The following is a 22,620-nucleotide window of genomic DNA, read 5'->3' as shown; positions in this document are numbered from 1 at the left end:
TGAATCTCCTTAAACTGCTTCAACTATTGGCTGAGTTACTGGAGCAAAACTTTCGGCAAAACTCTGGGTATCGGACACCCAACCAAAGAAAGTTTTGACATTAAATAAAGTCGCTTCATGCGCTTCGACCGGTCCTGCCTGATAGCAGGCATCATCGAGCAACACCCCGAAATATTCTAAAAAGAAGCCATCACGTAAGGTTGACTCCACGCAGACGTTGGTAGCAATCCCTGTAAACACCAGATTGCGAATACCTTTGGCACGTAAAATACTGTCCAGTTGGGTATGAAAGAAACCGCTATAGCGTGGTTTTTCAATCACAATATCCTGTGATGCAGGTTGCAGTTCATCAATCAGTTCATAGTCCCACCCGCCTTTTGACAACAGTTTGCCTTGTAGCTCGGGCTTTTTCTTCATGGTTTTAATGGCATTGGATTTATGAAAATTCGGGGAACCTTCGCCGCCTGCTTCAACATAGTCAGCATCCCAGCCATTTTTAAAGAAAATCACCTGAATGCCTGCGGCATGTGCCACATCAATCGCCTGCTGAATCTGTTTCACGACTGGCTGGGTTTTGGATACATCAAACCCTGCAAGATCCAGATAGCCACCTAGACTGGTATAGGCATTTTGCATATCCACCACGATTAACGCGGTTTGTTTCGCATCAAGCTGAATCGACTCAGGTTCCGCTTTTAAAATCGGTGCAGTAGCTTGGGTAAAACTGGCACGGATCGTTGAATGGTTCATGCGCTTTTCTCCATAGCAAGATCAGTCACTTGGCTTGGGACAATACTGTCTGCCAAAGTACGGCTTTTCATTAATGGTTGAATTTTTTCCCCAAAATCTTTAACACCTTGCACAAAATCATCGAAGGTCAACAAAATGCCCTCCGTGCCTTTTACTTCGGCAATTTCATCCAGCATGGCAGCGACTTTGGCATACGAACCCACTAGCGTTCCCATATTGATATTCACGGGTGAAACACTGGATGCCATGTGGTGAATGTTGGTGTCACTACCTGAAACTTTGTCTTTGCCACCCTGATCTTGCAACCACTGAATCGCTTGCATGTCAGCACCGTCATTATAGCTTTGCCATTTCGCCAAAGCCTGTTCATCGGTTTCATCGGCAATCAGCATAAACAGCACAAAGGTACTCACATCACGCCCTGTTTTATCGGTTTGCGCTTTTAGACGATCATTAATCGCAGCATAAGCAGTTGGTGTATTGACCCCTTTACCAAAGACAAAGTTATAGTCAGCGTATTGTGCAGAGAATGCTAAACCTTCATCGGACTGCCCTGCGCAGATCATTTTTAAATCTTTCGATGGCTGCGGCTTGACCTGACAATCATCCATCTGGAAAAAGTCGCCTTTAAAGTCTGATTTTCCCGTTGCCCAAAGTTGTTTTAAAATTTGGACGTATTCCGACAAATACTGATAACGCTTGCCAAAATACTCATCGCCTGGCCACATGCCCATTTGACTGTATTCGGGGCGTTGCCAACCTGTCACGACATTTAAGCCAAAGCGCCCATTGGAAATCGAATCTAGTGTTGCTGCCATACGCGCCACAATCGCAGGTGGCATGACCAGTGTGGCTGCGGTTGCATAGATCTTGATTTTAGACGTCACGGCAGCCAAACCAGACATTAATGTAAAACTTTCTAGGTTATAGTCCCAAAACTCGGTTTCACCGCCAAAACCACGCAACTTGATCATCGATAAGGCAAAATCAAAACCATACTGCTCTGCACTTTGTACAATTTCTTTGTTCAGCTCAAAAGTTGGCTTGTATTGCGGTGCATTTTTAGAAATGAGCCAGCCATTATTACCAATTGGACAGAAAACACCTACTTGCATACTGACACCTCGTTTATTCATAAAGTGTAAAAATCAAGACTGTGGTGCACTCACAGTATTTGTATAATCAATTAAGCAATTTAAATGCCAATATTTTTTATTATTAAATTTCAGTATATTGAGTTTATCTTATGGTTTTATTATTTAGACCATTTAGTCCAACTACAGTCTAATTTGAAACATACACGCACAAGCTTCGTGCATTTTTCGCGCACTAATCTTTCAGTGATACCTATTTCAGCACAAGGATTTGCTACAATTGCCTGAAAATAGAATCAGGTTAGACCCGATGCACAATGAACCACTTATTTCTGTAAAAAAAAGTAGAAATGCACAACAAAAACAACAACTGATTTTGCAGGCAGCGTTGGATGTTTTCTCGACTTATGGTCTACAAGGTGCAAGCATGGAACAGATTGCCGATGTGGCAGGCATTTCCAAATCAAATCTGTTTTATTATTTTGCAGGGAAAGATGATTTATATGTCGCGGTACTGTCACAAGTACTGACCGCATGGTTAATGCCGCTGAATCAACTGGAAAAACAGCAAGACCCTGCACAGGCACTGGGCAGTTATATTGAAGCCAAATTTCAGCTTGCCAAAGATTCTCCGCAAGCTTCACGTTTATATGCGCTGGAAATGATGCAAGGCGCGCCACATATCAGCACGATTTTAAAAAATTCACTGAAAAAACTGGTACAGCAAAAAACTGCAGTAATTAATGACTGGATTGAACAAGGTCGTTTAAAGCCTGTATCAGCACTGCACTTAATTATTCATATTTGGGCAGTGACACAGCACTATTCGGATTTTGCAGTACAAACTCAAGCCATTTCAGGCAAAAGCCTTAAAAATAAAAACTTCTATCAGGAAGCACTGGTAACTTCGAAGCAACTCTTAATCGAGAGTCTGATTCCTGCGGTTGCTGAAAGTTAAGATAAAAAGCCAAGATGACAGGTCAAGTCACCTGTCATCTGAGGAAAACTTAAACGATCTGGCAGGCATCTTCAAAACTTAAACGTGGCAAACGCCCATAAAGCTTCTCAGGATTGCCATAACCAATATTGATCAGTAGATTGCTTTTCCATGTGGTGCCTGACAAAAAGCTTTCATCCACTAAAGTTGGGTTAAAACCCGACATTGGGCCTGTATCCAAACCCAAACTACGACATGCCAAAATCAGATAGGCTGCCTGCATGGAGCTATTACGAAATGCAGTTTCATGTGCCAGCTCGGGGCTAGAGGTAAACCATGATTTGGCATTGCCATGTGGAAACAGTTCAGGCAGTTTTTCATAAAACTCGCTGTCATACGCCACCAAAACTGTCACAGGTGCAGTCATGGTTTTTTCTACATTGCCTGAAGATAACGCAGGTTTAAGTTTGGCTTTGGCTTCTGCGCTTTGGATAAACACAAACCGCGCAGGTGAACAATTGGCTGAAGTGGGCGCCATTTTTAACACATCATAAAGCTCCTGTAGCAGTTCAGGTGCAATAGCTTTGTCTTGCCATGCATTATGTGTCCGCGCTTCACTAAACAATTTTTCTAAAGCATCATGTTCTAGTTTCAAATTGAGGTTATTCATACAGGTTTTCCTTATTCAGAACATAAATATTGCAATACACACGAATTAAACCAATCGGGCTGGGTCACACTACTGGCATGCCCGCCTGTTGGATACAACTCAAAATCAGCATGTGGAATTAAACGGGAAAGTGCCAAACCACGTTGCCAAGGCACCAAAAAATCATCCTGATTGGCAATCACCAAAACAGGATGAGATACCTCACGTGCAGTCTGTTCGGGTTGATATTGACGTAATGCCGCTAACCGCTTTTCTACATTTCCTAAAGGTGCAAAATGGGCAATCGCCTGTTGCTCTTGCCGAGCAAGTTGTTGGTCGTGTTTTGAAATCCATGCAGGTGGATATAAAAACAAGGCTTGTGCCTGTACATAGACAGCTATGCCTGCTTGCCGCAACAAAGTTAAACGTGTGGCAAAACACCGATTGGTATGAGCATCGAGTCGATCCCATGCATTGACCAGCACCAGTTTTTCTACAAGTTGTGGTGCCTGACGTGCCAGTTCCAAACCAATAAAACCACCCAAAGCATGCCCAACAAAATGACACTGGGCGATTTGCTGCTCTTCTAAAATCTGCCGCAACTCATCTGCCATCATGGGTAAGTTATACCCATCTGGTAAGATTTCACTCCCAGGTAAAACCCCAGCCTGATCATAAGTCAGCACATGGAACTGTTGCTGCAAATGCGTAATTTGCGCTTGCCAATACTGTGCATGCCCACCCAAACCCGAACTCAAAACCACTGTTTTGGCTTGAGAGCGTACTGACCGATAAAAAGAAACTGCCATTTTTTAAACCAAATAGTCCAAATTTATTGTTTTATTAGCAATTAAAATGCCAGTTTTAGAATAATGAATTATTGTATTGCCTTATAAATATTTTATTTATATTAAAAAATAATATGCTTAGCAGAAAATTTTAAATCTAATCAAGATAGGTTTTTTTGAAATTTATACCAAAAAATAAAAATTCAAACTTATTCAAGCTCAAGCATAATTTCAATTTTAAAGTATAAATAGCTCACTTTAGTGTTTGATTGATCAAATCATGCCATACAGACCATACGCATGAATTTGTAAATAAATATGACAACTATCATAAATTTATTTACTTGTTTTTGATTACAATTTCATGAAAACCACTGTTGCTCAACACAATCTCCATTTTTCCCATAACTTTCGCCAACTTGTTTTTTTATTTTTTTAAATTATATTTCGAACTATCTTAGGTTGCGTTATGAAGGCTTTATGAGTTTTTTGCAGAAATTTTTTGGTGCACAAGACAGCACAAATGACCGCAAAAATCATGCGGCATGGGTTGAAAATGATTGTGCTTGTAAATCCAATGAACAGCTCCTTCAAACTTTAGCTTTAACTCAGGATGAGGATGTAATAACAGGAATCAAGCGCATACTACTCTCACGTGGTTTTAGCCGTAAAGAATTAAATCAGCTGACTTGCCCAATTCAATAGTCCTGAGTTGTAAAATAACCACCCTCAACGCGGTGGTTATTTTATTTTGAGACATATAAGTGTACAAACTCCCCAAGCGCAGCTGATTTCGTTACAATACCGCTTTGTTCTAAACATTTAGGTTATTTGCGTGAAGTGGTTACAAATACATATTACTGTTGATCAAGCACAAGTTGATTTTACTGAAACATTGTTACTTTCTTTGGGCGCAGTCAGTGTCACTCTAGATGATGCTGAAGATCAGGCATTGCTTGAGCCACTTCCAGGCGAAACTCCACTTTGGAACAAAGTAATTGTAACAGGCATCTACCAACAAGATGACAACGAACAAATCGATGTTGATAGCCTGATCAAATTTGTTCAGGAACAACTTCCTGAAGCGCCTGTACGTTTTGACGAACTTGAAGATCAAGCATGGGAACGTGCATGGATGGACTATTATGAGCCAATCCAGATCGCTGAAAAATTCTGGATTGTTCCTGAATGGCTAGAAGCGCCCGATGCAGATGCAACCAACATTAAACTTGATCCAGGTCTAGCGTTTGGTACAGGTAATCACGCAAGTACTTTCTTATGTTTACAATGGCTCGGTAGCATTGATCTTAAAGACAAAATTGTGGTTGATTATGGCTGCGGTTCTGGCATTTTAGGTGTTGCAGCACTTCTATTGGGTGCGAAAAAAGTTTATGCAACGGATATTGATCCGCAAGCTGTACTTGCAACCAAACAAAATGCTGAACTCAATGGGGTACTTGACCGTTTGTTTGTTGGTTTACCAGAAGAATTTAACGCTGAGTTCAAGAGCCAACAGGCAGATGTTTTGGTCGCCAATATTTTAGCTGCCCCTCTCATGGCACTTGCACCAGAATTTGCTAAATTACTGAAAGCTGACGGTGAATTTGCTCTAGCAGGCGTCATTGAAGAGCAAGTCGAAGATGTTTCTGGAGTTTATCAAGAATTCTTTGATATCTTGAACATCGAAAAACGCGAAGAAAACTGGTGCCGTATTTCAGGTAAACGCCAAAGCTAATCCGTTTTAGGCAATCACTATGTGTGACATACAAACCCAATGCCCAAACTGCAAGACACAATATCTGATTTCCCCAACTCAGCTGTCGATTGCACAGGGCATGGTTTGTTGTGCCAAATGTGACCACAATTTTAACGCGTATGAATTACTAAGCCATTCGCCTTATGTTATACAATTAGACAGCCAATTTCAGAATGTTACGTTACTCACCCACCATCAAATTCATGAACGTGGCGGTGCGGAGACAGTTTTGGCTATTTTTGACCGTAAACTTGATTCATCAAATATCGATTTGCTCAATTACCTAAATAGTCACCAGTTTAGTGAAGAGCATCGGTTTGATTTTAAAAAGCCTGATTCTTTTTTTAATTTTTCAAAAAACACCTCAACTCGATTTTTTAACTTAAGTATTCACGTATTTCTATTTGTTCTGAATATTATCGTGTTTGGGTTTGTCGTGAGTCAGATTACCAATAACAATAACGACCTGAAACAGCAGTTCCCTTTACTGGCGATTTTTTCAACTCACACATGCAGCATGGTCAAATGCAGCACTAAAACCGTCAATGCGTTACAAGTTGAAACAACCCATTTTGATAAAGACTACCCCGGATTAACCACGATTACAGGAAAACTGGTGAATAATAGTGATCACCCACAAAGTTTACCGAGCATACAAATCATTACCGCGCAAAAAGTATTCAGCTTTATGCCTACGCATTACCTACCACTTCAGCAACAACATAAACAACACATAGACGCAAAACAAACTCAATATTTTCGTATCGATATTCCGTCACACGACGCTCATCAACCATTTAAATTACAACTCAAAACATCTCTAAACTAGATCACAAAAAAAAATACCCAAACACCAACCATCAATTAAATCTATAGCTTTGTACAAGTTTTCACTGTTTCTGATATTTTTTATTCAGTGAAGGAATTTGTGCTTTTCAATAATCTATAAAAGCAATTTTATAAATATTTTCAATTAAAAAAAACGATAAAAAATAGCAATTTTTTGCATTAATTTTACTCACTTTTTACATGACAGTGGTATGATACGCGCCACGAAAGCTTGACTACACAAACATCTCGTAGAAATTCCCATAATGAAATAAATTGCCAGATGTGCATTATCCCCATATTGCGCATGTAGCAGTTTTTTTATTTTAAAATTTGGGCTGTAACATTTCTTTAACAAAAGTTACGCTTATTTTTTAACCGATACAGACAATGTATGGCAAGCTAGTTACTTATTTTTAATATTCTCTTCACAAGCTGAATTGGGTATTTTTTAACCTTTTATAAACTCAACCACTTTTACCCTAGTGGTTATAGATTATTCGGATTAAAACGCATGAATAGCAAATCTCCTATTTTTACTGCACAATCTGATGTAGCGCTTCGCATCCATGTGGATCGCGCAGTTCGTCATTATTTTGCACAATTGCAAGGTGAGCAGCCTGCTCAGGTATATGACATGGTGCTAGCAGAAATGGAGAAACCTCTTTTATCTGTGGTTCTAGAATACACTCGTGGCAACCAGACTCGTGCCGCTGAGATTCTAGGACTTAACCGTGGCACTTTACGTAAAAAGTTAAAAGCTCACGGTTTAATGAGTGAATAAATGATAAAATGCTCACGTCGTCGTGGGCATTTTTTTTGCCTAAATGTTTAATCTGAAGACTTGAAAATCATGACTATTAAGCGCGCTTTAATCTCAGTTTCTGATAAGACTGGTATTGTTGAATTTGCTCAAGAACTTGCAAATTTGGGTATTGAACTTCTTTCTACTGGCGGTACATATAAGTTGCTTAAAGACAACAATATTGCTGTCGTTGAAGTATCTGAACATACTGGCTTCCCTGAAATGATGGATGGTCGTGTCAAAACCCTACATCCAAAAATTCATGGTGGTATCCTTGCTCGCCGCGGCTTAGATGAAGCGGTTATGCAAGAACACAACATCGACCCGATTGATCTTGTGATTGTGAACCTTTATCCATTTGCAGCAACTGTTGCAAAACCAAACTGTTCACTTGCAGATGCGATTGAAAACATCGACATCGGTGGTCCTACCATGGTTCGCGCTGCGGCAAAAAACCATGCTTCTGTCGGCATCATCGTGAATGCTTCTGACTATGCAACTGTTGTTGCTGAAATCAAAGCCAACGGTGCATTGTCTTACGAAACCCGTTTCGACTTGGCTGTTAAAGCATTTGAACATACTGCTCAATATGACGGTATGATCGCATCTTACCTTGGCGCTCGCGTAGGTAAAGAAGAAGGTCAAGCAGATAAATTTGCGCGTACATTCAACACGCAACTGGTGAAAGCACAAGACCTTCGTTACGGTGAAAACCCGCATCAATCAGCTGCATTCTATGTTGACCCTGCTGCAAAAGAAGCATCAGTTTCTACATCTAAGCAGTTACAAGGTAAAGAATTATCTTATAACAACATCGCAGATACCGATGCAGCACTTGAATGTGTGAAATCTTTTGCTAAACCTGCATGTGTAATTGTAAAACATGCCAACCCTTGTGGCGTTGCGGTATCTTTAGACGGTATCAAAGCAGCCTATGACTTGGCATATGCAACTGACCCTGAATCTGCATTTGGTGGCATTATCGCATTTAACCGCGAGTTAGATGTTGAAACAGCTAAAGCAATTGTTGAACGCCAGTTCGTTGAAGTGATCATCGCACCAAGTATTGCTGAAGGCGTACTTGAAGTGACTGGCGCGAAGAAAAATGTTCGCGTATTGGTTTGTGGTGAACTTCCTGCAATCGATGCACGCACTCCACAACTTGACTACAAACGCGTCAATGGCGGCTTGCTAGTTCAAGACCAAGACTTAGGCATGATCAAAGCTTCTGACTTGAAAGTTGTGACTAAAGTTGCTCCAACTGAACAAGAAATTGATGACTTGATCTTTGCTTGGAAAGTTGCGAAATACGTGAAGTCAAACGCGATTGTTTATGCAAAAGGTCGTCAAACTATCGGTGTTGGCGCAGGTCAAATGAGCCGCGTAAACTCAGCTCGTATTGCTGCAATTAAAGCAGAACATGCGGGTCTAGTAGTTGAAGGTGCAGTTATGGCATCTGACGCATTCTTCCCGTTCCGTGACGGTATCGACAATGCTGCAAAAGCAGGCATTAAATGTATCATCCAACCGGGTGGTTCTATGCGCGATGAAGAAGTGATTGCAGCAGCAGATGAACACGGCATTGCGATGGTGTTCACAGGTATGCGTCATTTCCGTCACTAATTGAACAACAATTAAGACATTATAGATCATTGCACAAAGTCCTCTCTATTTGATAGCTGAGGGCTTTGTGCCATTTCGATTCATGGAGTATGAACCGATGAATATTCTCGTTTTGGGTAGCGGTGGTCGTGAACATGCTTTGGCATGGAAAATCGCGCAAGATGCAAAAGTCAGCAAAGTTTTTGTAGCACCAGGTAACGCAGGTACTGCAACGGAAGAAAAATGTGAAAATGTACAACTGGATATTCTCGACAATCCAGCGATCATTGAATTCGCAAAAAATAATGATGTCGCTCTAGTTATTGTCGGTCCAGAAGCACCACTTGTGAATGGTGTGGTAGACGCTGGTCGTGCTGCAGGTCTTAAAATTTGGGGCCCAACTCAATACGCTGCGCAACTTGAAGGCTCAAAAGCTTTTGCCAAGCATTTCTTGAAACGCCATAACATTCCAACTGCTTTTTATGATGTATTCACAGAAGTGGATGCAGCGAAAGCCTTTGTTGAACAACATGGCGCACCAATTGTGATTAAAGCTGATGGTCTTGCTGCAGGCAAAGGCGTGATCGTTGCAATGAGCAAAGACGAAGCGTTTGCTGCAATTGATGACATGTTGGCAGGCAACAAGTTCGGTGATGCTGGCTCACGCGTGGTAATTGAACAGTTCCTTGCAGGCGAAGAAGCATCTTTCATCTGTATGATCGACGGTCAAAACATTTTACCAATGGCAACTTCACAAGATCACAAACGTATCTTTGAAGGTGACCAAGGTCCAAACACAGGCGGTATGGGTGCGTATTCTCCTGCTCCTGTCGTGACAGCTGACGTATTTGAACGTGTGATGACTGAAATCATGCGCCCAACTGTTGACGGTATGGCCGCAGATGGTCATGTCTATATAGGTTTCTTGTATGCAGGTTTAATGATTGACGAACAAGGTCAACCACGTGTGATCGAGTTCAACTGCCGTTTCGGTGATCCAGAAACGCAACCGATCATGATGCGTTTACAGTCATCATTGGTTGACTTGGTTGAAGCAGGTCTTGAAGGCAACTTACCTGCAGAAGCACAGTGGGACGAGCGTAAATCAATTGGTATTGTACTTGCAGCAGAAGGTTACCCTGAAAGCGTTCGCAAAGGCGATGTGATTTCTGGTTTAGGTCAATCTCCTGAAGGCACAAAAGTCTTTCATGCAGGCACAGCAACCAATGCCAAAGGCCAAGTCATCACTTCAGGTGGTCGCGTACTCTGCGTGACCGCATTGGGTGACAGCGTTATTGAAGCACAAGTCAACGCATTGGAAGTCTGTGGTCAGATTACCTTTGATGGCATGCAATACCGCAGTGACATCGGTTACCGTGCGATTGCCCGCGAACAAGCGTAAACTCCGATTTTTATAATAAAAACGCTCTTTCGAGGGCGTTTTTATTTTTGCAGTCTTAACCATAAATTTTCATATGATTTATGTTTTTTATTGTTTTGACCTCAAAAGACAAAACTTTATACTGCCAGCTTTCCGGCTCAGATATAATTTTGTGAAAATATTTCAATGAAAATCAATCGTGCAGCATACAGATTCTATATGCTCCCCTATTGTGCATTTTATTTTCTTGGTATCATGAGCACAATTCTCACACTGATGTAACTGATCTATGACTTGTCTGTCTGCTACACATCAGTCTTGACAAGCATCAACATCATTTTCAACACACTCATCGATAATCGATTTCAGCATATTTGCTGCTATATAGTAGTGCGTAGAAATTATGATCGGTCAGTGAATGTATTTGTCATGTTCTGAAGTTTCATCCAAACACTGAACATTATTGACTTAGGGACACACACCTCATGAAAAAATTATTGAGCGTTGTTTTAGGTACAAGCGTACTCCTTGCTACTGGTTGCAGTAAAAATGCACCTGAACAAAGCAACAACACTAAAGCTGCCGATGCAGGTCAACCGCAAAAAATCGTATTGGCATCGACAGGTTCAGATGCTGATATCTGGCGTTATATTGCAACATTGCCTGAAACCAAAAAAGCAGGGATTGACCTCAAAGTCCAAAACTTCACTGACTATGTTGCCATGAACACCGCGATTGCCAACAAAGAAGTCGATGCCAACGCATTCCAATCGTATGCTTACCTAGTCGCTTACAATGCAAGCAATGACAAGAAAATTGCGCCTGTTTCGACAACTTACCTTGAGCCAATGGGGATCTACTCGACCAAGTACAAGAAAGTTGATCAGTTCCCGCAAGGTGCAAGCATTGCTATTCCTAACGATGCAGCCAATGAAGCACGCGCATTATTATTATTACAAAGCGCAGGCCTAATCAAACTAAAAACTGGTTTTGATCCAGCCAAAGGCACGCCAAACGACATTACTGACAACGCCAAGAAAATTGACATTAAACCAATTCAAATGGCAACTGCAGTACGTGCGAAAAATGACGTTGATGCCATTGTTCTTGGCAATACCTTGGCAATGGAAGGTGGTTTGAATGTACTGAAAGATTCAATTTATTATGAGCCAGTCGACCAATCAACCAAGCTCAATGTCAACATTGTTGCAACTGCTGACTCACGTAAAAATGACCCTGCACTGAAAAAACTTGGCGAGCTTTACCACACTGAAGCCGTGAAGAAATATGTTCAAGAACATTTTGCTGGCACAAAAGTAGATGTAAATAAACCAATCAGCTACCTGACTGAAAGCAAATAGTCATATAATGTTGCCAACGAACAGGCAAAGCTTCTTTGCCTGTTTTTTCTTTTTCGCATAGTTTTTGACCACATGATTCAATTTAAAAACATTTCAAAACACTATCAGCTCAAAGGGCAAACACTGCGCGCGCTCGATCAGATCAATCTCGAGATTCCCGAAGGCAGTATCTTTGGCATTATTGGCTATAGTGGCGCAGGTAAAAGTACGTTAATTCGTTTGATCAACTTGTTGGAACGCCCAACTGAAGGTCAGGTTATTATTCATGACAAAGATTTTACTGCTTTAGATGCGCGTGCATTACGTCAGGAACGTGCCAATATTGGCATGATTTTCCAGCACTTCAATTTGCTTGAAACCAAGACGGTAGCAGAAAATATTGAAATGCCAATGAAATTACTCGGCGTCAGTAAAGAAAAACGTCAGGCTCGTTTAGATGAATTGCTGTCCTTTATTGATCTGGGTCATAAAAAAAATGCCTACCCTGACGAACTGTCTGGTGGTCAAAAACAGCGTGTCGGGATTGCCCGTGCGCTTGCCAATCATCCTAAAATTTTGCTGTGCGATGAAGCAACCTCTGCACTTGACCCACAAACGACGCAATCTGTCTTGGCTTTATTGAAAAAAATCAATAAAGAACAAAATATTACGATTGTCATGGTCACCCACGAAATGGATGTGATCGAAAGTGTCTGTGATTATGTTGCAGTCATGGAGTCAGGGAAAGTTATCGAAACAGGTAGAACGGTTGATATTTTCAGTAAGCCACAGCAACCGACCACCAAAAACTTTATTCAGACTGTGCTACAGCAACAATTGCCACGCAATATTCTTAAGCAGCTTGAGCATCAGCATGAACATAGCATTTATTGCTTGCAATTTTTAGGTCAGTCGGCACAGCAACCTGTGATTCAGGCCATGATCAAACAGTTTGATATTAGCCTGAATATTTTGTTTGCCAACATGACGGAAATTGACGGTACAGTGATTGGTCAGATGTTTGTACAGATTTTGGGGGATGCTGCTATTGTTGCTCAAGCAACAGACTACCTCAAACAGCAAGGGGTTGAAGTTCGTCAGCAAGGAGAACAATCATGAGAGACTGGATTGTACAATGGTTGACTGAAGTCACTCAGCCGTTCTGGCACAGTTCTTTAAGCATTGATCAGTTTGTCACTGCCTTGCAAGAAACCTTTCAAATGGTGTTCTTCTCCCTGATTTTTGGTGGAATCTGGGGGCTCATTCAGGCGATTGTGCTATTGGTTACGCGCCCAGCAGGCATTTTGCCAAACCCTGTGATTTATCATGTCCTCAACCCGATTGTAAATGCCTTGCGTTCACTGCCATTTATTATTTTACTCATTGCGGTGATTCCATTTACCCAATGGCTCGTGGGAACATCGATTGGCACATGGGCAGCGATTGTGCCACTGACCATCTATGTGGGCCCCTACATGGGACGCCTGATCGAAACTTCATTGCTTGAAGTCAATGAAGGGATTATCGAATCGGCACAGTCAATGGGTGCAACACCTTGGCAAATCATTTTCAAGTTTATTTTACCTGAAGCGCGTAGCTCCCTGATTTTAAACATGACCACAGCCACCATTAGCCTGATCGGTGCAACTGCTATGGCAGGTGCTGTCGGCGCAGGCGGGATTGGTGATTTGGCAATTTCTTATGGTTATCAGCGCTTTGACAGTAGCGTGGTAATTTTAACCGTGATTGTGCTATTGATTTTGGTTCAGATTGTGCAAACGCTCGGTACTTGGCTTGCCAAATTACGTTAAATCAATGCTATAAATAAAAAATGCCATCCAATGATGGCATTTTTTATGCGTTACGATTAGAAACGGTAAATCACGCCGACTTTGGCGGAAGGCAACCATTTGTATTTATCTTGATTGGCGATTTGATTTTCCTGTGCTTTCAAGTCACTCTGGAACTGAGCATCTGAACCACTCGGTGTATTCACCGCTGCATTCGAGGTCAATGTCACCGCTGGATTATCGGTATAGTATGCTCCCACTTCACCAAAGACACCCCAGTGCTCACTCAGCATTGGACGCGCACCAATTCCGACATATGGGGCAATCTCGTTTTTGTATTTCATTTGACCTGTAATATTGCCTGTAATGTTATATTTGTTGTCATTAACGATGACATTGCCATTGTTGGACTTTGAGGTCAGCTTGTAATCATTGTCCAGATATGCTGCCCCTGCTGCAACATATACCGATTTGGCAAAATGATTACCGCTTGCTCCCCAAGGGTGCATTTCTGCATTTAAGTAGACGTTATTGTTGTTGTCCTGATTCAGGTCATATTTAGTTCCATGACTCTTAATGTTATTACGCCAGTTAATATCACCACCATTATAGCCTAAACTTACACCTACATAGGGATTGACATCCCATGTAAATGCCCCGCCATAACCAGTTGTCCCTGCTTCAGCACGAAATGAACTTGGCAAATAAGTTTTATAGGTATTGCCTGGTTCAGTAATGACTGGTTCATCTGCCATGACTACACCTGTAATTGAAACCAGTGCCGAGGCAACCAGAATTTTCTGAATGTTCTTCATGATGCTTCTCCTGACCAATCGTGAATTTCCACGGGTTGTATTGCTATTATGGCTGGACATATTAAGTTGAAAATGGGTGATTTTTATGCAAAATTTGCTGAGTTTATGTTATTTTTTAATACGTTTTTTCAAATTATCCAAATAAAATATTAAAAAAAACCATTTTAAATCAAAATAATAAAATCTCGCCGATACACATGAAATAACCAAATCACACATATCAGATTTTCTTAAGCTAAACCATGATGCCGCTTTTTCTGAAATCTTGATCGTTTTGCTATTTTTTCAATCGCATGCACTCGTTTTTAGTGTAAAATCGTTGTAATTTTTTGAGCATAATTTTGGGATAAGCATATGTCTGAGCTTGCTACGATTATTGAACAAGCCTTTGAAAACCGTGCTAACTTTACTGCAGCAGACTGTCCTGCTGAAGTTCGCGCTGCTGTTGAGCAAGCGATTCAAGGTTTAGACAACGGTAGCCTTCGTGTTGCAGAAAAAATTGAAGGTGAGTGGGTTGTTCACCAATGGTTGAAAAAAGCGGTGCTTTTATCATTCAAATTGAATGACAACAAACCAATCGAATCTTGCGACCTTCGTTTCTATGACAAAGTAGACACTAAATTCAAAGGTTGGACTGAAGAACAATTTAAACAAGCTGGCGTACGTGTAGTACCACCAGCAGTTGCACGTCGTGGTAGCTTCCAAGCGAAAAATGTCGTGCTTATGCCTTCTTATGTGAACATCGGTGCATACGTTGACGAAGGTACAATGGTTGATACATGGGCAACTGTAGGTTCATGTGCACAAATTGGTAAAAACGTACACTTGTCTGGCGGTGTAGGGATTGGTGGTGTTCTTGAGCCACTTCAAGCAAATCCAACCATCATTGAAGATAACTGTTTCATCGGTGCGCGTTCTGAAATCGTTGAAGGCGTGATCGTTGAAGAAGGTTCTGTGATTTCTATGGGCGTGTTTATTGGTCAGTCAACCAAGATTTATGACCGCGCAACTGGCGAAATCCACTACGGCCGTGTACCAGCAGGTTCTGTTGTTGTTGCAGGTAGCCTTCCGTCTAAATGCGGTACTTACAGCCTGTATGCTGCAATTATCGTGAAAAAAGTTGATGCGCAAACACGTGCAAAAACCAGCTTGAACGATTTGCTTCGCGACGAGTAATCTCTAAACTGTTGCGGAACTTAAACTGTTCCACGGAGCTTTAGTCGCTCCTCGTCTCTACGGTTGTAAAATCGTAGAGATTTTTGTTTTTTTAAATACTGTGGTTATTTTGCTATGAATCCGCTTCGCTCCTCTCAGATTCCTGTTACAGATCCTGCTGCAGGCTTACGTATTACCGAGATTTTCTATTCACTGCAAGGTGAAGCGAATACCGCAGGATTGCCCACGGTTTTTATCCGTTTGACAGGCTGTCCACTGCGTTGTACTTATTGTGATACGACCTATTCATTTGAAGGTGGCGAACGCTGGTCACTGGAAAAAATTATTGAAACAGCCCAAGCCTATCAAACCCCATATATCTGTGTGACTGGTGGTGAACCACTGGCACAGCCCAACTGTATCGCCTTACTGGATCGCTTGTGCGAACTCGGTTTTGAAGTATCTTTAGAAACCAGTGGTGCATTAGATGTCAGTAAAGTCGATCCACGCGTATCCAAAGTCCTTGATTTAAAAACCCCAACTTCGGGTGAGGCTCACCGCAATTTGCTCAGCAACCTAGACCTGCTCACCGCCCAAGATCAAATCAAGTTTGTGATTTGTAACCGTGAAGATTATGAATGGTCAAAGCAACAGGTTGCAGAGTATCAACTCCAGCAAAAAGTCAGTACCGTTTGGTTCTCCCCCGCTTTTGCTGTCGAAAAAGGCAATGCCAAATTGCCACGCTTTGCCCGTGATCTGGCACAGTGGATTTTAGATGATCATTTACCTGTACGTTTTCAGTTACAATTGCATAAACTGTTGTGGCAAGATGAAATAGGTCGTTAATTAAATTTTTTGGAGAATGAATATGCGCCCTCGCGCCATAGTTTTATTATCTGGTGGTTTAGACTCAACTACTTGTTTAGCTTGGGCGCAAGCACGATATGAATGTATTGCCCTGAGCTTTCAATATGGGCAACGCTCAAGCACTGAACTTGATGCAGCCAAAGCACTGGCACAGCGTTCAGGTGTAGAACATCGAGTTATCAACATCGACTTGGGTAATCTCGGTGGTTCGGCACTCACTGACCATAGCATTGCTGTTCCAGAACAGGCTCAGGAAGGTATTCCTGTCACTTATGTTCCAGCACGTAACACGATTTTCCTGTCTTATGCACTGGCTGCAGCAGAAGTTTTTGGCGCTGAAGCCATTGTGATTGGGGTAAATGCTGTAGATTACTCAGGTTATCCTGACTGCCGCCCTGAATTTATTGAAGCGTTTGCACAACTTGCAAGCCTTGCGACAAAAGCAGGGGTTGAAGGAAAACCACTTAAAATTGAAACACCTCTGTTACATTTATCTAAAGGGAATATAATACGTTTAGGTCTTGAACATGGTGTAGACTACAGTCAAACAGTGTCTTGCTATCAAGCTGACGACCAGGGGCGTGCTTGTGGTAAATGCGATAGCTGCCGCTTACGTAAAGAAGGTTTTGCTCAGGCAGGCGTTGAAGACCCAACACGTTACGTACCTCAATAAAAGGCAGGTTATATGAAATTCCTAAATTCAAAACTGATTGTTTCTACTCTTTTTTCTGCATTGGCATTTACAGCAACAATGTCTCATGCAGCACAAGATCCGTCAAAAAGCACCAATGTTCGTGCAACGCTAATTAGCAACTGTAAAGAAAGTGCAGGTAAAGGCGGAAAATTGACTGCAGCAGAAACCAATAAGTTTTGTACATGTCAAGTCGATGCTGAAGGTCGCTTGACCAAAGCTCAAGAATGGCAAATTATTAGCACAGTCAACCAGAAGAAAAGCCCAAGCTCACTTCCTTTTATTCAACAACAAAACAAAGCTGTTCAGTCTTGTTTTGGCCCACAGTTGACTACAAAGCTAAAATCTTTGTCTGAAGAAGCCATGAAAAATGCGCAACAAGCAGAACAAAAGAAGTAAGACATCACAGTTAAGTGATTCAATTAACTAGCCACATCATGTGGCTAGTTTTTTTATGGGTCACCTATTTTCAACGAAGATAGAACATAAATCATGCAAATGCTATGGAATGCCAACGCCCAGAACAAAAAATTTGTCGCTTCTTATAGTGGAGGTAAAGACAGCAGTCTTGCTCTCTTTAAAGCCATGCAAATGGGTGAAGCGATAGGTTTAATTGTGATGCTAGAAGAGCAAGGGCTCAAATCACGTTCACATGGTATGTCACTCGACATTATCCATGCGCAAGCCGATGCTATTGGGTTGCCTATTTTTACTGCTTCTGCAACATGGCAAAGCTATGAAGCGCAGTTTATTGAACTACTCACCCAGCAAAAAAAATTGGGGGCAGAAGTTTTGGTCACTGGGGATATCGACTTACTCGGTCATGCAGAATGGAACCAATCAGTCTGTGATAAAAGCCAGTTAAAATTGTGCATGCCTCTATGGCAAAAAAACCGCCTTGAAATTATCCATGAATTTATAGACTTAGGTTTTCAAAGCGTTATTGTTACGGTAAACCTATATTTAGGCATGAAAGTTGAAGATCTTGGGCGGGTTTTGACCACCCAGTATGTAGAAGAACTTTGTGCGCGTGGCATTGATCCCTGTGGTGAAGCAGGTGAATTTCATACCACGGTGATTGATGGTCCAATCTTTAAAAAAGCACTTTCAATTCGCAAAGGTGATATTCTGTATCACAACAATTATGCGTTTTTGCCCCTTACATTAGAACATCATGAAATTTAAGGACAGATGATGACAGACAGCATTCAACTTCCAAATCAAGCCTTTCCTACCACAACAGGTGAAATCAACTTAGCTGAAGTTGCATCAGAATGGCTCATTGTTTATTTTTATCCAAAGGATTCAACTCCAGGATGTACCACTCAAGCCATTGATTTTTCTTGTATTCAAGATCAGTTTACTGAACAAGGTGCAACAATTTTTGGAGTTTCACGTGACTCGGTAAAATCTCACCAGAACTTTACTGAAAAGCAAGCACTCAAAATCAATCTGATCAGTGATAAAGAAGAAGTTTTATGCCAACACTTTGATGTCATTAAAGAAAAAAATATGTATGGCAAAAAGGTCATGGGCATTGAACGCTCCACCTTTATTTTTCATAACGGCGAGTTAGTGAAAGAATACCGTAAGGTGAAAGCTGCGGGTCATGCCGAGCAAGTACTTGCCGATCTTAAAGCACTCAAAGCTGCCTAAAAAATAATAGCTAGCAATAATGCTAGCTATTTTTTAAAAACTACTACTGTCTTGTAGTTCAAAACGCTGTCTTAGCTCACTATAAACAGACGTTGTTTGAAATTGCTGTAAAAACTCAATCGTACCTTGCGGAAAATACTGGGTTTGAATTTCACCACGATAATAAGCTTCACGCATTGGTGTTGCCGAAATCGAATTTTTTAAACTTTCCAGCTCGACCAAAGTCCAGTCTGGAAACAGTTGCAAATAGTACGATGAGTCATCTTTAAAATGACCAATCAGTCCAATTTTAGCCTGAACAGGTGTATTGGCTGCCACCAGATCTTTAACCAATTTCACCCATTTCTGATCATCATAGACATCAACAACATGCACAAAAACAATACGTTGTTGATCTTCCTTAGAAAAATTCGACAAGATCATCTGTTCACGTTCTTGAGCAAGAAACGGGTTTTTGATACTGCGCTCGGCCTGAGCCGAACCTAAAGCAATAATCACCTTCTGGCTTTGTTGCAATGCAATCTGAATAGTCTGCATATGCGCCAGATGAAATGGTTGAAAACGCCCAATGAAAACAAGATAATCAAAACGATACATCATAGGATATCAATAATTAAACCAAAGGATGGTGAAGTGCAATGATAAAGAATCAGCGGAAGCATAACAATTTACCTTGTAAAAATCACCAAATACTCTAAATAAAGGATATGAATAATGACACTCACTTGTTTAACACAGCCCCATCAGCATTTACAGGCAAGCCTTGAACATGGCGTACTCACTCTCGCCATTGACCGTGCGATTGCCAAAAATGCGATTTATAGTGGGCTATACTTATGGATTTCTCAGGCTTTAGACCAAGCCAATGTCAGTGATGAAGTTCGTGTGGTTGTATTACGTGGTGCAGGTGATGACTTTACCGCAGGCAATGACATGCAGGATTTTTTAGATTCCCTGCAAAACCCGACCAGCACCAGTGCGGCAGAACAACCACCTTTTATCTTGCTCAAATCTGCAGCCAAACTCTCTAAACCACTGATTGTTGCAGTCAAAGGTGTGGCGATTGGTATTGGTGTCACACTACTCTTACATGCAGACTTGGTCTATGCTGATGAATCTGCTGTGTTTCAGCTACCATTTGTCAGTCTTGGATTATCACCAGAAGGTGGCGCAAGCAAACTTCTGCAACAACAAATTGGCTATCATCATGCCGCAGAACTATTGCTGACCGCACAAAAATTCAATGCACATACTGCTGAAAAATTTGGCTTAATCAATCAGGTTTTTTCAAATGAACATCTGCGTGCACCATTTCATCTAATGGCCTTGATGGAACATCATGATGTTTATGATTTTGCCAGTGAAACAGCGAAAAATATGGCAAAACTTCCAATTGCATCGCTTAAGCAAACCAAAGCACTTATGAAACAGAACCTGCCTGAAATTTTGGAATGGATTGATGAAGAAGCTGAAATTTTTATGCAACGGGTCAAATCACCTGAACTGCATGAAGCGGTCAATGCTTTCTTGGAAAAGCGCGAAGCTGATTTCTCAAAATTCAACTAAATAGCCTCTTTAGGCAGTTCTTTTCTGAGCTGCCTATTTACGAAATACACAATCCCACATGCAACTGCGCTTAGAATGGCAGATAATATTTTCCTGATTTTTTTGTTGTGATATTTAAAATATGGACACTACGAAAACCACAGCCAAAGTTCGTTACCATGAGGCTGTACCTGATGATATTGATGTCAATCAGTTTAAAAAAGTCATCGAAAGCCGCCGTTCAGTGCGAAAATTTACCGATACGCCGATTCCTGCTGAAATTTTAGATGAATGTTTAGACCTTGCATTACTTGCACCAAATTCCTCAAATTTACAGCCGTGGATGTTTTATGTGGTGCAATCGGCTGAGAAAAAAACACAACTGGTGAAAGCCTGTATGGGGCAACTGGCTGCTCGAACTGCGGCTGAACTGATTGTATGCGTGGCACGTACAGATCGTATTGATGAAATGGCGAAGAAAAATCTCAGTCAGTTTCCAATGCCTAAAGCACCAAAAGCAGTGCAGCAATATTATCGCTTTATTGCTTACAACTACAAAACAGGGCTGTTCAACAGTATTGGCAATGCCAAAAAACTGGCTTTTAGCGTTGTTCGACAATTTACCCCTCTGCCTGTCACTGCATTTAGTCCCGCAGACCGTAAACTCTGGGCTGTTAAAAGCACTGCCCTTGCCTGTGAAAATTTAGTTTTAGCACTCCGTGCTTATGGTTTTGACAGTTGTATGATGGAAGGTTTCGATGAACCTCGCGTGCGTAAAATTTTACAGCTTGGTGATGAAGAATATCCTGTGATGGTCATCGGTGCTGGGCAACGTGCCGAAGATGGTGTGTTCTTTCCACAATACCGTTTTGAACGCGAGTTATTTGTTCAGAAGGTTTAATATCGCTCTTGTCTATCGGTTTTCCAATTATTCGATACACGCAAGGCGACATGGATGTCGCCGTTTGATTGTGGTACATGGATGTACCATCAATCAAACAGAGGGCTTTTGTTACTTTTCGCCAATGAAAAGTAAACCACTATCAAAACAATACAAAATCATTTCTAAAGTTCATTTGTAGTCATAAAAGTGACTCAATATCCAAAATTTGAATAAACTCAAAAGCAGGTTCTTCATAAGGATGACTGGCTTGTAGAGCTTGGGCAACCTGCTTGGCTTGAGCTTCAGGAACAATGGTTTCTACACGCCACTCTTCAAGTTGTTCGAGCTGATCAAGCTGTCCTAAAAATGGATCTGCCCCTTTGACAGGTTTAAACTGCCCGATACCTTTAACCTGCCATGCGCACTGTTCATAGTTGCCAATGCCACCTGCACCCGCAGCAAAAATGGCTTGTTTTGTTGATTCGAGATGACTTTCAGGGACGTAGTAAATGAGTTTGAGCATAAGGCTAACCTTTAGGTTTGCTATGAATTTGGTAATGACATAATTTCTTTATAGATCACATACAGTTTTGCATACACATCAATCGCATTATAGATATCTTCTTTAACTTTAATAAATTCAATCGTAGATTTTCTCTTCGCTTCAATCATGGCATCTGTTAAATGTAATGATAAAGCCTGTAGTTTCCATAAATCATCTAAAGGGTCATTTAACTCTTTCCTTGGCATTTGATGAATAAAGCTTAGATTACCGTATTGGCTTATTATCAGAGTTCTTAATACTTTTTCTATATCTGACTTTAATTGAATGGTGCACTCAAATGATTGAATTGCTTTATGAAGTTGACAAAAGCCATCTACACGTTCATCAACTTTAGAAGAACCTCTCCAAGTACCACCAAAATTCAAAGTTTGTGGCAGCATTAATCTAAATAACTCGGTTCGTGCTTGTTTTAAGCTTTCAATGGTTTGATTCGCTTCATCTTTTAATTCTCTAAGTTTGACTGCATTCCCTGCAATCGAAAACTCTTGAATTTCCGAAGAAAAATAAATGATTAAACTTAATACTATGCCACCCAAAACTAATGCAACAAACTCAGCTCCTGCAAGCTTTCCAATAAACAGTAACCATACTGCCCCACCTATACAAAATAAACTCAGAGAAATACCGAGAAAAATTGAAAAATCTGATTTCTTTGAAGACATGTTTTTATTTTCCAATTTACGCATTTAGTTAATTAACAGTCTCAGCATAAACTAATTTACA

General features: G+C 41.0%; 26 protein-coding genes. 18 read left to right on the top strand and 8 right to left on the bottom strand.

Annotated elements, in window-relative coordinates:
- Positions 1–9: 9 nt before the first annotated feature.
- Together rutB and rutA are read right to left on the bottom strand one after the other, a co-directional pair.
- Positions 10–750 carry a pyrimidine utilization protein B gene (rutB, locus tag F975_RS06395; RefSeq protein WP_004751496.1) on the bottom strand — a complete coding sequence of 247 codons (741 nt, stop codon included), beginning with the start codon at positions 748–750 and terminating at the stop codon, positions 10–12.
- Positions 747–1,865 (bottom strand): pyrimidine utilization protein A, encoded by a 1,119-nt coding sequence (gene rutA, locus F975_RS06390; protein WP_004751495.1) that lies wholly within the window; start codon positions 1,863–1,865, stop codon positions 747–749. The genes rutB and rutA overlap by 4 nt, the downstream gene beginning before the upstream one ends.
- A gap of 289 nt (positions 1,866–2,154) precedes the next feature.
- Here rutA and F975_RS06385 point away from each other — a divergent pair, with 289 nt between their 5' ends.
- Positions 2,155–2,802: a TetR family transcriptional regulator C-terminal domain-containing protein gene (locus F975_RS06385; protein WP_004751493.1), complete on the top strand. Its 648-nt coding sequence runs from the start codon at positions 2,155–2,157 to the stop codon at positions 2,800–2,802.
- Between the two features lie 49 nt (positions 2,803–2,851).
- On the opposite strand, the gene F975_RS06380 is transcribed toward F975_RS06385, so the two are convergent.
- Positions 2,852–3,451 carry a malonic semialdehyde reductase gene (locus F975_RS06380; RefSeq protein ID WP_004751491.1) on the bottom strand — a complete coding sequence of 200 codons (600 nt, stop codon included), beginning with the start codon at positions 3,449–3,451 and terminating at the stop codon, positions 2,852–2,854.
- 11 nt (positions 3,452–3,462) lie between these two features.
- On the bottom strand, positions 3,463–4,239 hold the full coding sequence (gene rutD, locus F975_RS06375; protein WP_004751489.1) for a pyrimidine utilization protein D: 777 nt from the start codon (positions 4,237–4,239) through the stop codon (positions 3,463–3,465).
- A gap of 459 nt (positions 4,240–4,698) precedes the next feature.
- On the opposite strand from rutD, the gene F975_RS06370 reads away from it, so the two are divergent.
- The 9 genes from F975_RS06370 (at position 4,699) to F975_RS06330 (ending at position 13,741) form a co-directional block, all read left to right on the top strand.
- A complete protein-coding gene (locus F975_RS06370) occupies positions 4,699–4,923 on the top strand; it encodes a hypothetical protein (RefSeq protein WP_034425816.1) in 225 nt (74 codons plus the stop codon).
- Positions 4,924–5,053: 130 nt separating this feature from the next.
- Positions 5,054–5,953 carry a 50S ribosomal protein L11 methyltransferase gene (gene prmA, locus F975_RS06365; protein ID WP_004751484.1) on the top strand — a complete coding sequence of 300 codons (900 nt, stop codon included), beginning with the start codon at positions 5,054–5,056 and terminating at the stop codon, positions 5,951–5,953.
- Positions 5,954–5,972: 19 nt separating this feature from the next.
- Positions 5,973–6,803, top strand: coding sequence for an MJ0042-type zinc finger domain-containing protein (locus tag F975_RS06360; protein ID WP_004751482.1), 831 nt, complete (start codon positions 5,973–5,975; stop codon positions 6,801–6,803).
- Positions 6,804–7,316: 513 nt separating this feature from the next.
- On the top strand, positions 7,317–7,586 hold the full coding sequence (fis, locus tag F975_RS06355; RefSeq protein ID WP_004751481.1) for a DNA-binding transcriptional regulator Fis: 270 nt from the start codon (positions 7,317–7,319) through the stop codon (positions 7,584–7,586).
- A 69-nt stretch (positions 7,587–7,655) separates the two neighbouring features.
- The gene (purH, locus tag F975_RS06350; RefSeq protein ID WP_004751479.1) at positions 7,656–9,230 is read left to right on the top strand and encodes a bifunctional phosphoribosylaminoimidazolecarboxamide formyltransferase/IMP cyclohydrolase; all 1,575 of its coding nucleotides are present in this window, start codon (positions 7,656–7,658) and stop codon (positions 9,228–9,230) included.
- 97 nt (positions 9,231–9,327) lie between these two features.
- The gene (purD, locus tag F975_RS06345; RefSeq protein WP_004751477.1) at positions 9,328–10,611 is read left to right on the top strand and encodes a phosphoribosylamine--glycine ligase; all 1,284 of its coding nucleotides are present in this window, start codon (positions 9,328–9,330) and stop codon (positions 10,609–10,611) included.
- A 464-nt stretch (positions 10,612–11,075) separates the two neighbouring features.
- Complete coding sequence (locus F975_RS06340; RefSeq protein WP_004751475.1) at positions 11,076–11,951, top strand: MetQ/NlpA family ABC transporter substrate-binding protein; 876 nt, start codon at positions 11,076–11,078, stop codon at positions 11,949–11,951.
- A 72-nt stretch (positions 11,952–12,023) separates the two neighbouring features.
- Entirely contained in the window at positions 12,024–13,049 is a 1,026-nt protein-coding gene (locus tag F975_RS06335) for a methionine ABC transporter ATP-binding protein (RefSeq protein WP_004751472.1), read from the top strand.
- Positions 13,046–13,741, top strand: a complete 696-nt coding sequence (locus F975_RS06330) for a methionine ABC transporter permease (protein WP_004751470.1) — start codon at positions 13,046–13,048, stop codon at positions 13,739–13,741. The genes F975_RS06335 and F975_RS06330 overlap by 4 nt, the downstream gene beginning before the upstream one ends.
- 56 nt (positions 13,742–13,797) lie before the next feature.
- Here F975_RS06330 and carO read toward each other — a convergent pair whose 3' ends face one another.
- Positions 13,798–14,535: an ornithine uptake porin CarO gene (carO, locus tag F975_RS06325; RefSeq protein WP_004751468.1), complete on the bottom strand. Its 738-nt coding sequence runs from the start codon at positions 14,533–14,535 to the stop codon at positions 13,798–13,800.
- A gap of 354 nt (positions 14,536–14,889) precedes the next feature.
- On the opposite strand from carO, the gene dapD reads away from it, so the two are divergent.
- The 6 genes from dapD (at position 14,890) to F975_RS06295 (ending at position 18,904) form a co-directional block, all read left to right on the top strand.
- Positions 14,890–15,711 carry a 2,3,4,5-tetrahydropyridine-2,6-dicarboxylate N-succinyltransferase gene (gene dapD / locus F975_RS06320; RefSeq protein WP_004751466.1) on the top strand — a complete coding sequence of 274 codons (822 nt, stop codon included), beginning with the start codon at positions 14,890–14,892 and terminating at the stop codon, positions 15,709–15,711.
- A 114-nt stretch (positions 15,712–15,825) separates the two neighbouring features.
- On the top strand, positions 15,826–16,536 hold the full coding sequence (queE, locus tag F975_RS06315) for a 7-carboxy-7-deazaguanine synthase QueE (protein WP_004751463.1): 711 nt from the start codon (positions 15,826–15,828) through the stop codon (positions 16,534–16,536).
- 22 nt (positions 16,537–16,558) lie between these two features.
- On the top strand, positions 16,559–17,230 hold the full coding sequence (gene queC / locus F975_RS06310) for a 7-cyano-7-deazaguanine synthase QueC (RefSeq protein ID WP_004751462.1): 672 nt from the start codon (positions 16,559–16,561) through the stop codon (positions 17,228–17,230).
- Between the two features lie 12 nt (positions 17,231–17,242).
- Positions 17,243–17,647: a hypothetical protein gene (locus F975_RS06305; protein WP_004751458.1), complete on the top strand. Its 405-nt coding sequence runs from the start codon at positions 17,243–17,245 to the stop codon at positions 17,645–17,647.
- Positions 17,648–17,740: 93 nt separating this feature from the next.
- The gene (locus tag F975_RS06300; protein ID WP_004751456.1) at positions 17,741–18,433 is read left to right on the top strand and encodes a Dph6-related ATP pyrophosphatase; all 693 of its coding nucleotides are present in this window, start codon (positions 17,741–17,743) and stop codon (positions 18,431–18,433) included.
- Positions 18,434–18,442: 9 nt separating this feature from the next.
- Entirely contained in the window at positions 18,443–18,904 is a 462-nt protein-coding gene (locus F975_RS06295; RefSeq protein ID WP_004751454.1) for a peroxiredoxin, read from the top strand.
- Between the two features lie 33 nt (positions 18,905–18,937).
- Here F975_RS06295 and F975_RS06290 read toward each other — a convergent pair whose 3' ends face one another.
- Complete coding sequence (locus F975_RS06290) at positions 18,938–19,501, bottom strand: nicotinate-nicotinamide nucleotide adenylyltransferase (RefSeq protein WP_171063165.1); 564 nt, start codon at positions 19,499–19,501, stop codon at positions 18,938–18,940.
- Positions 19,502–19,618: 117 nt separating this feature from the next.
- Here F975_RS06290 and F975_RS06285 point away from each other — a divergent pair, with 117 nt between their 5' ends.
- Positions 19,619–20,470 carry an enoyl-CoA hydratase-related protein gene (locus F975_RS06285; protein ID WP_004751450.1) on the top strand — a complete coding sequence of 284 codons (852 nt, stop codon included), beginning with the start codon at positions 19,619–19,621 and terminating at the stop codon, positions 20,468–20,470.
- Positions 20,471–20,591: 121 nt separating this feature from the next.
- A complete protein-coding gene (locus tag F975_RS06280; protein WP_004751447.1) occupies positions 20,592–21,350 on the top strand; it encodes a nitroreductase family protein in 759 nt (252 codons plus the stop codon).
- A 181-nt stretch (positions 21,351–21,531) separates the two neighbouring features.
- On the opposite strand, the gene F975_RS06275 is transcribed toward F975_RS06280, so the two are convergent.
- Together F975_RS06275 and F975_RS06270 are read right to left on the bottom strand one after the other, a co-directional pair.
- Positions 21,532–21,855: a YqfO family protein gene (locus F975_RS06275; protein WP_004751445.1), complete on the bottom strand. Its 324-nt coding sequence runs from the start codon at positions 21,853–21,855 to the stop codon at positions 21,532–21,534.
- Between the two features lie 20 nt (positions 21,856–21,875).
- Positions 21,876–22,559 (bottom strand): hypothetical protein, encoded by a 684-nt coding sequence (locus F975_RS06270; RefSeq protein ID WP_004751444.1) that lies wholly within the window; start codon positions 22,557–22,559, stop codon positions 21,876–21,878.
- Between the last annotated feature and the right edge of the window lie 61 nt (positions 22,560–22,620).

Origin of the sequence: Acinetobacter brisouisimilis (genome assembly GCF_000368265.1) — a bacterium.
Lineage (GTDB): Bacteria > Pseudomonadota > Gammaproteobacteria > Pseudomonadales > Moraxellaceae > Acinetobacter.
Note: the sequence above shows the minus strand (reverse complement) of the source record. Positions and strands in the feature narration are given on the sequence as shown.

What these genes read in the sequence shown, in the direction of transcription:
- rutB (WP_004751496.1), bottom strand. Translation starts at nt 750, where the DNA reads ATGAACCATTCAACGATCCGTGCCAGTTTTACCCAAGCTACTGCACCG.
- rutA (WP_004751495.1), bottom strand. Translation starts at nt 1,865, where the DNA reads ATGCAAGTAGGTGTTTTCTGTCCAATTGGTAATAATGGCTGGCTCATT.
- F975_RS06385 (WP_004751493.1), top strand. Translation starts at nt 2,155, where the DNA reads ATGCACAATGAACCACTTATTTCTGTAAAAAAAAGTAGAAATGCACAA.
- F975_RS06380 (WP_004751491.1), bottom strand. Translation starts at nt 3,451, where the DNA reads ATGAATAACCTCAATTTGAAACTAGAACATGATGCTTTAGAAAAATTG.
- rutD (WP_004751489.1), bottom strand. Translation starts at nt 4,239, where the DNA reads ATGGCAGTTTCTTTTTATCGGTCAGTACGCTCTCAAGCCAAAACAGTG.
- F975_RS06370 (WP_034425816.1), top strand. Translation starts at nt 4,699, where the DNA reads ATGAGTTTTTTGCAGAAATTTTTTGGTGCACAAGACAGCACAAATGAC.
- F975_RS06360 (WP_004751482.1), top strand. Translation starts at nt 5,973, where the DNA reads ATGTGTGACATACAAACCCAATGCCCAAACTGCAAGACACAATATCTG.
- fis (WP_004751481.1), top strand. Translation starts at nt 7,317, where the DNA reads ATGAATAGCAAATCTCCTATTTTTACTGCACAATCTGATGTAGCGCTT.
- purH (WP_004751479.1), top strand. Translation starts at nt 7,656, where the DNA reads ATGACTATTAAGCGCGCTTTAATCTCAGTTTCTGATAAGACTGGTATT.
- purD (WP_004751477.1), top strand. Translation starts at nt 9,328, where the DNA reads ATGAATATTCTCGTTTTGGGTAGCGGTGGTCGTGAACATGCTTTGGCA.
- F975_RS06340 (WP_004751475.1), top strand. Translation starts at nt 11,076, where the DNA reads ATGAAAAAATTATTGAGCGTTGTTTTAGGTACAAGCGTACTCCTTGCT.
- F975_RS06335 (WP_004751472.1), top strand. Translation starts at nt 12,024, where the DNA reads ATGATTCAATTTAAAAACATTTCAAAACACTATCAGCTCAAAGGGCAA.
- F975_RS06330 (WP_004751470.1), top strand. Translation starts at nt 13,046, where the DNA reads ATGAGAGACTGGATTGTACAATGGTTGACTGAAGTCACTCAGCCGTTC.
- carO (WP_004751468.1), bottom strand. Translation starts at nt 14,535, where the DNA reads ATGAAGAACATTCAGAAAATTCTGGTTGCCTCGGCACTGGTTTCAATT.
- dapD (WP_004751466.1), top strand. Translation starts at nt 14,890, where the DNA reads ATGTCTGAGCTTGCTACGATTATTGAACAAGCCTTTGAAAACCGTGCT.
- queE (WP_004751463.1), top strand. Translation starts at nt 15,826, where the DNA reads ATGAATCCGCTTCGCTCCTCTCAGATTCCTGTTACAGATCCTGCTGCA.
- queC (WP_004751462.1), top strand. Translation starts at nt 16,559, where the DNA reads ATGCGCCCTCGCGCCATAGTTTTATTATCTGGTGGTTTAGACTCAACT.
- F975_RS06305 (WP_004751458.1), top strand. Translation starts at nt 17,243, where the DNA reads ATGAAATTCCTAAATTCAAAACTGATTGTTTCTACTCTTTTTTCTGCA.
- F975_RS06300 (WP_004751456.1), top strand. Translation starts at nt 17,741, where the DNA reads ATGCAAATGCTATGGAATGCCAACGCCCAGAACAAAAAATTTGTCGCT.
- F975_RS06295 (WP_004751454.1), top strand. Translation starts at nt 18,443, where the DNA reads ATGACAGACAGCATTCAACTTCCAAATCAAGCCTTTCCTACCACAACA.
- F975_RS06290 (WP_171063165.1), bottom strand. Translation starts at nt 19,501, where the DNA reads ATGTATCGTTTTGATTATCTTGTTTTCATTGGGCGTTTTCAACCATTT.
- F975_RS06285 (WP_004751450.1), top strand. Translation starts at nt 19,619, where the DNA reads ATGACACTCACTTGTTTAACACAGCCCCATCAGCATTTACAGGCAAGC.
- F975_RS06280 (WP_004751447.1), top strand. Translation starts at nt 20,592, where the DNA reads ATGGACACTACGAAAACCACAGCCAAAGTTCGTTACCATGAGGCTGTA.
- F975_RS06275 (WP_004751445.1), bottom strand. Translation starts at nt 21,855, where the DNA reads ATGCTCAAACTCATTTACTACGTCCCTGAAAGTCATCTCGAATCAACA.
- F975_RS06270 (WP_004751444.1), bottom strand. Translation starts at nt 22,559, where the DNA reads ATGTCTTCAAAGAAATCAGATTTTTCAATTTTTCTCGGTATTTCTCTG.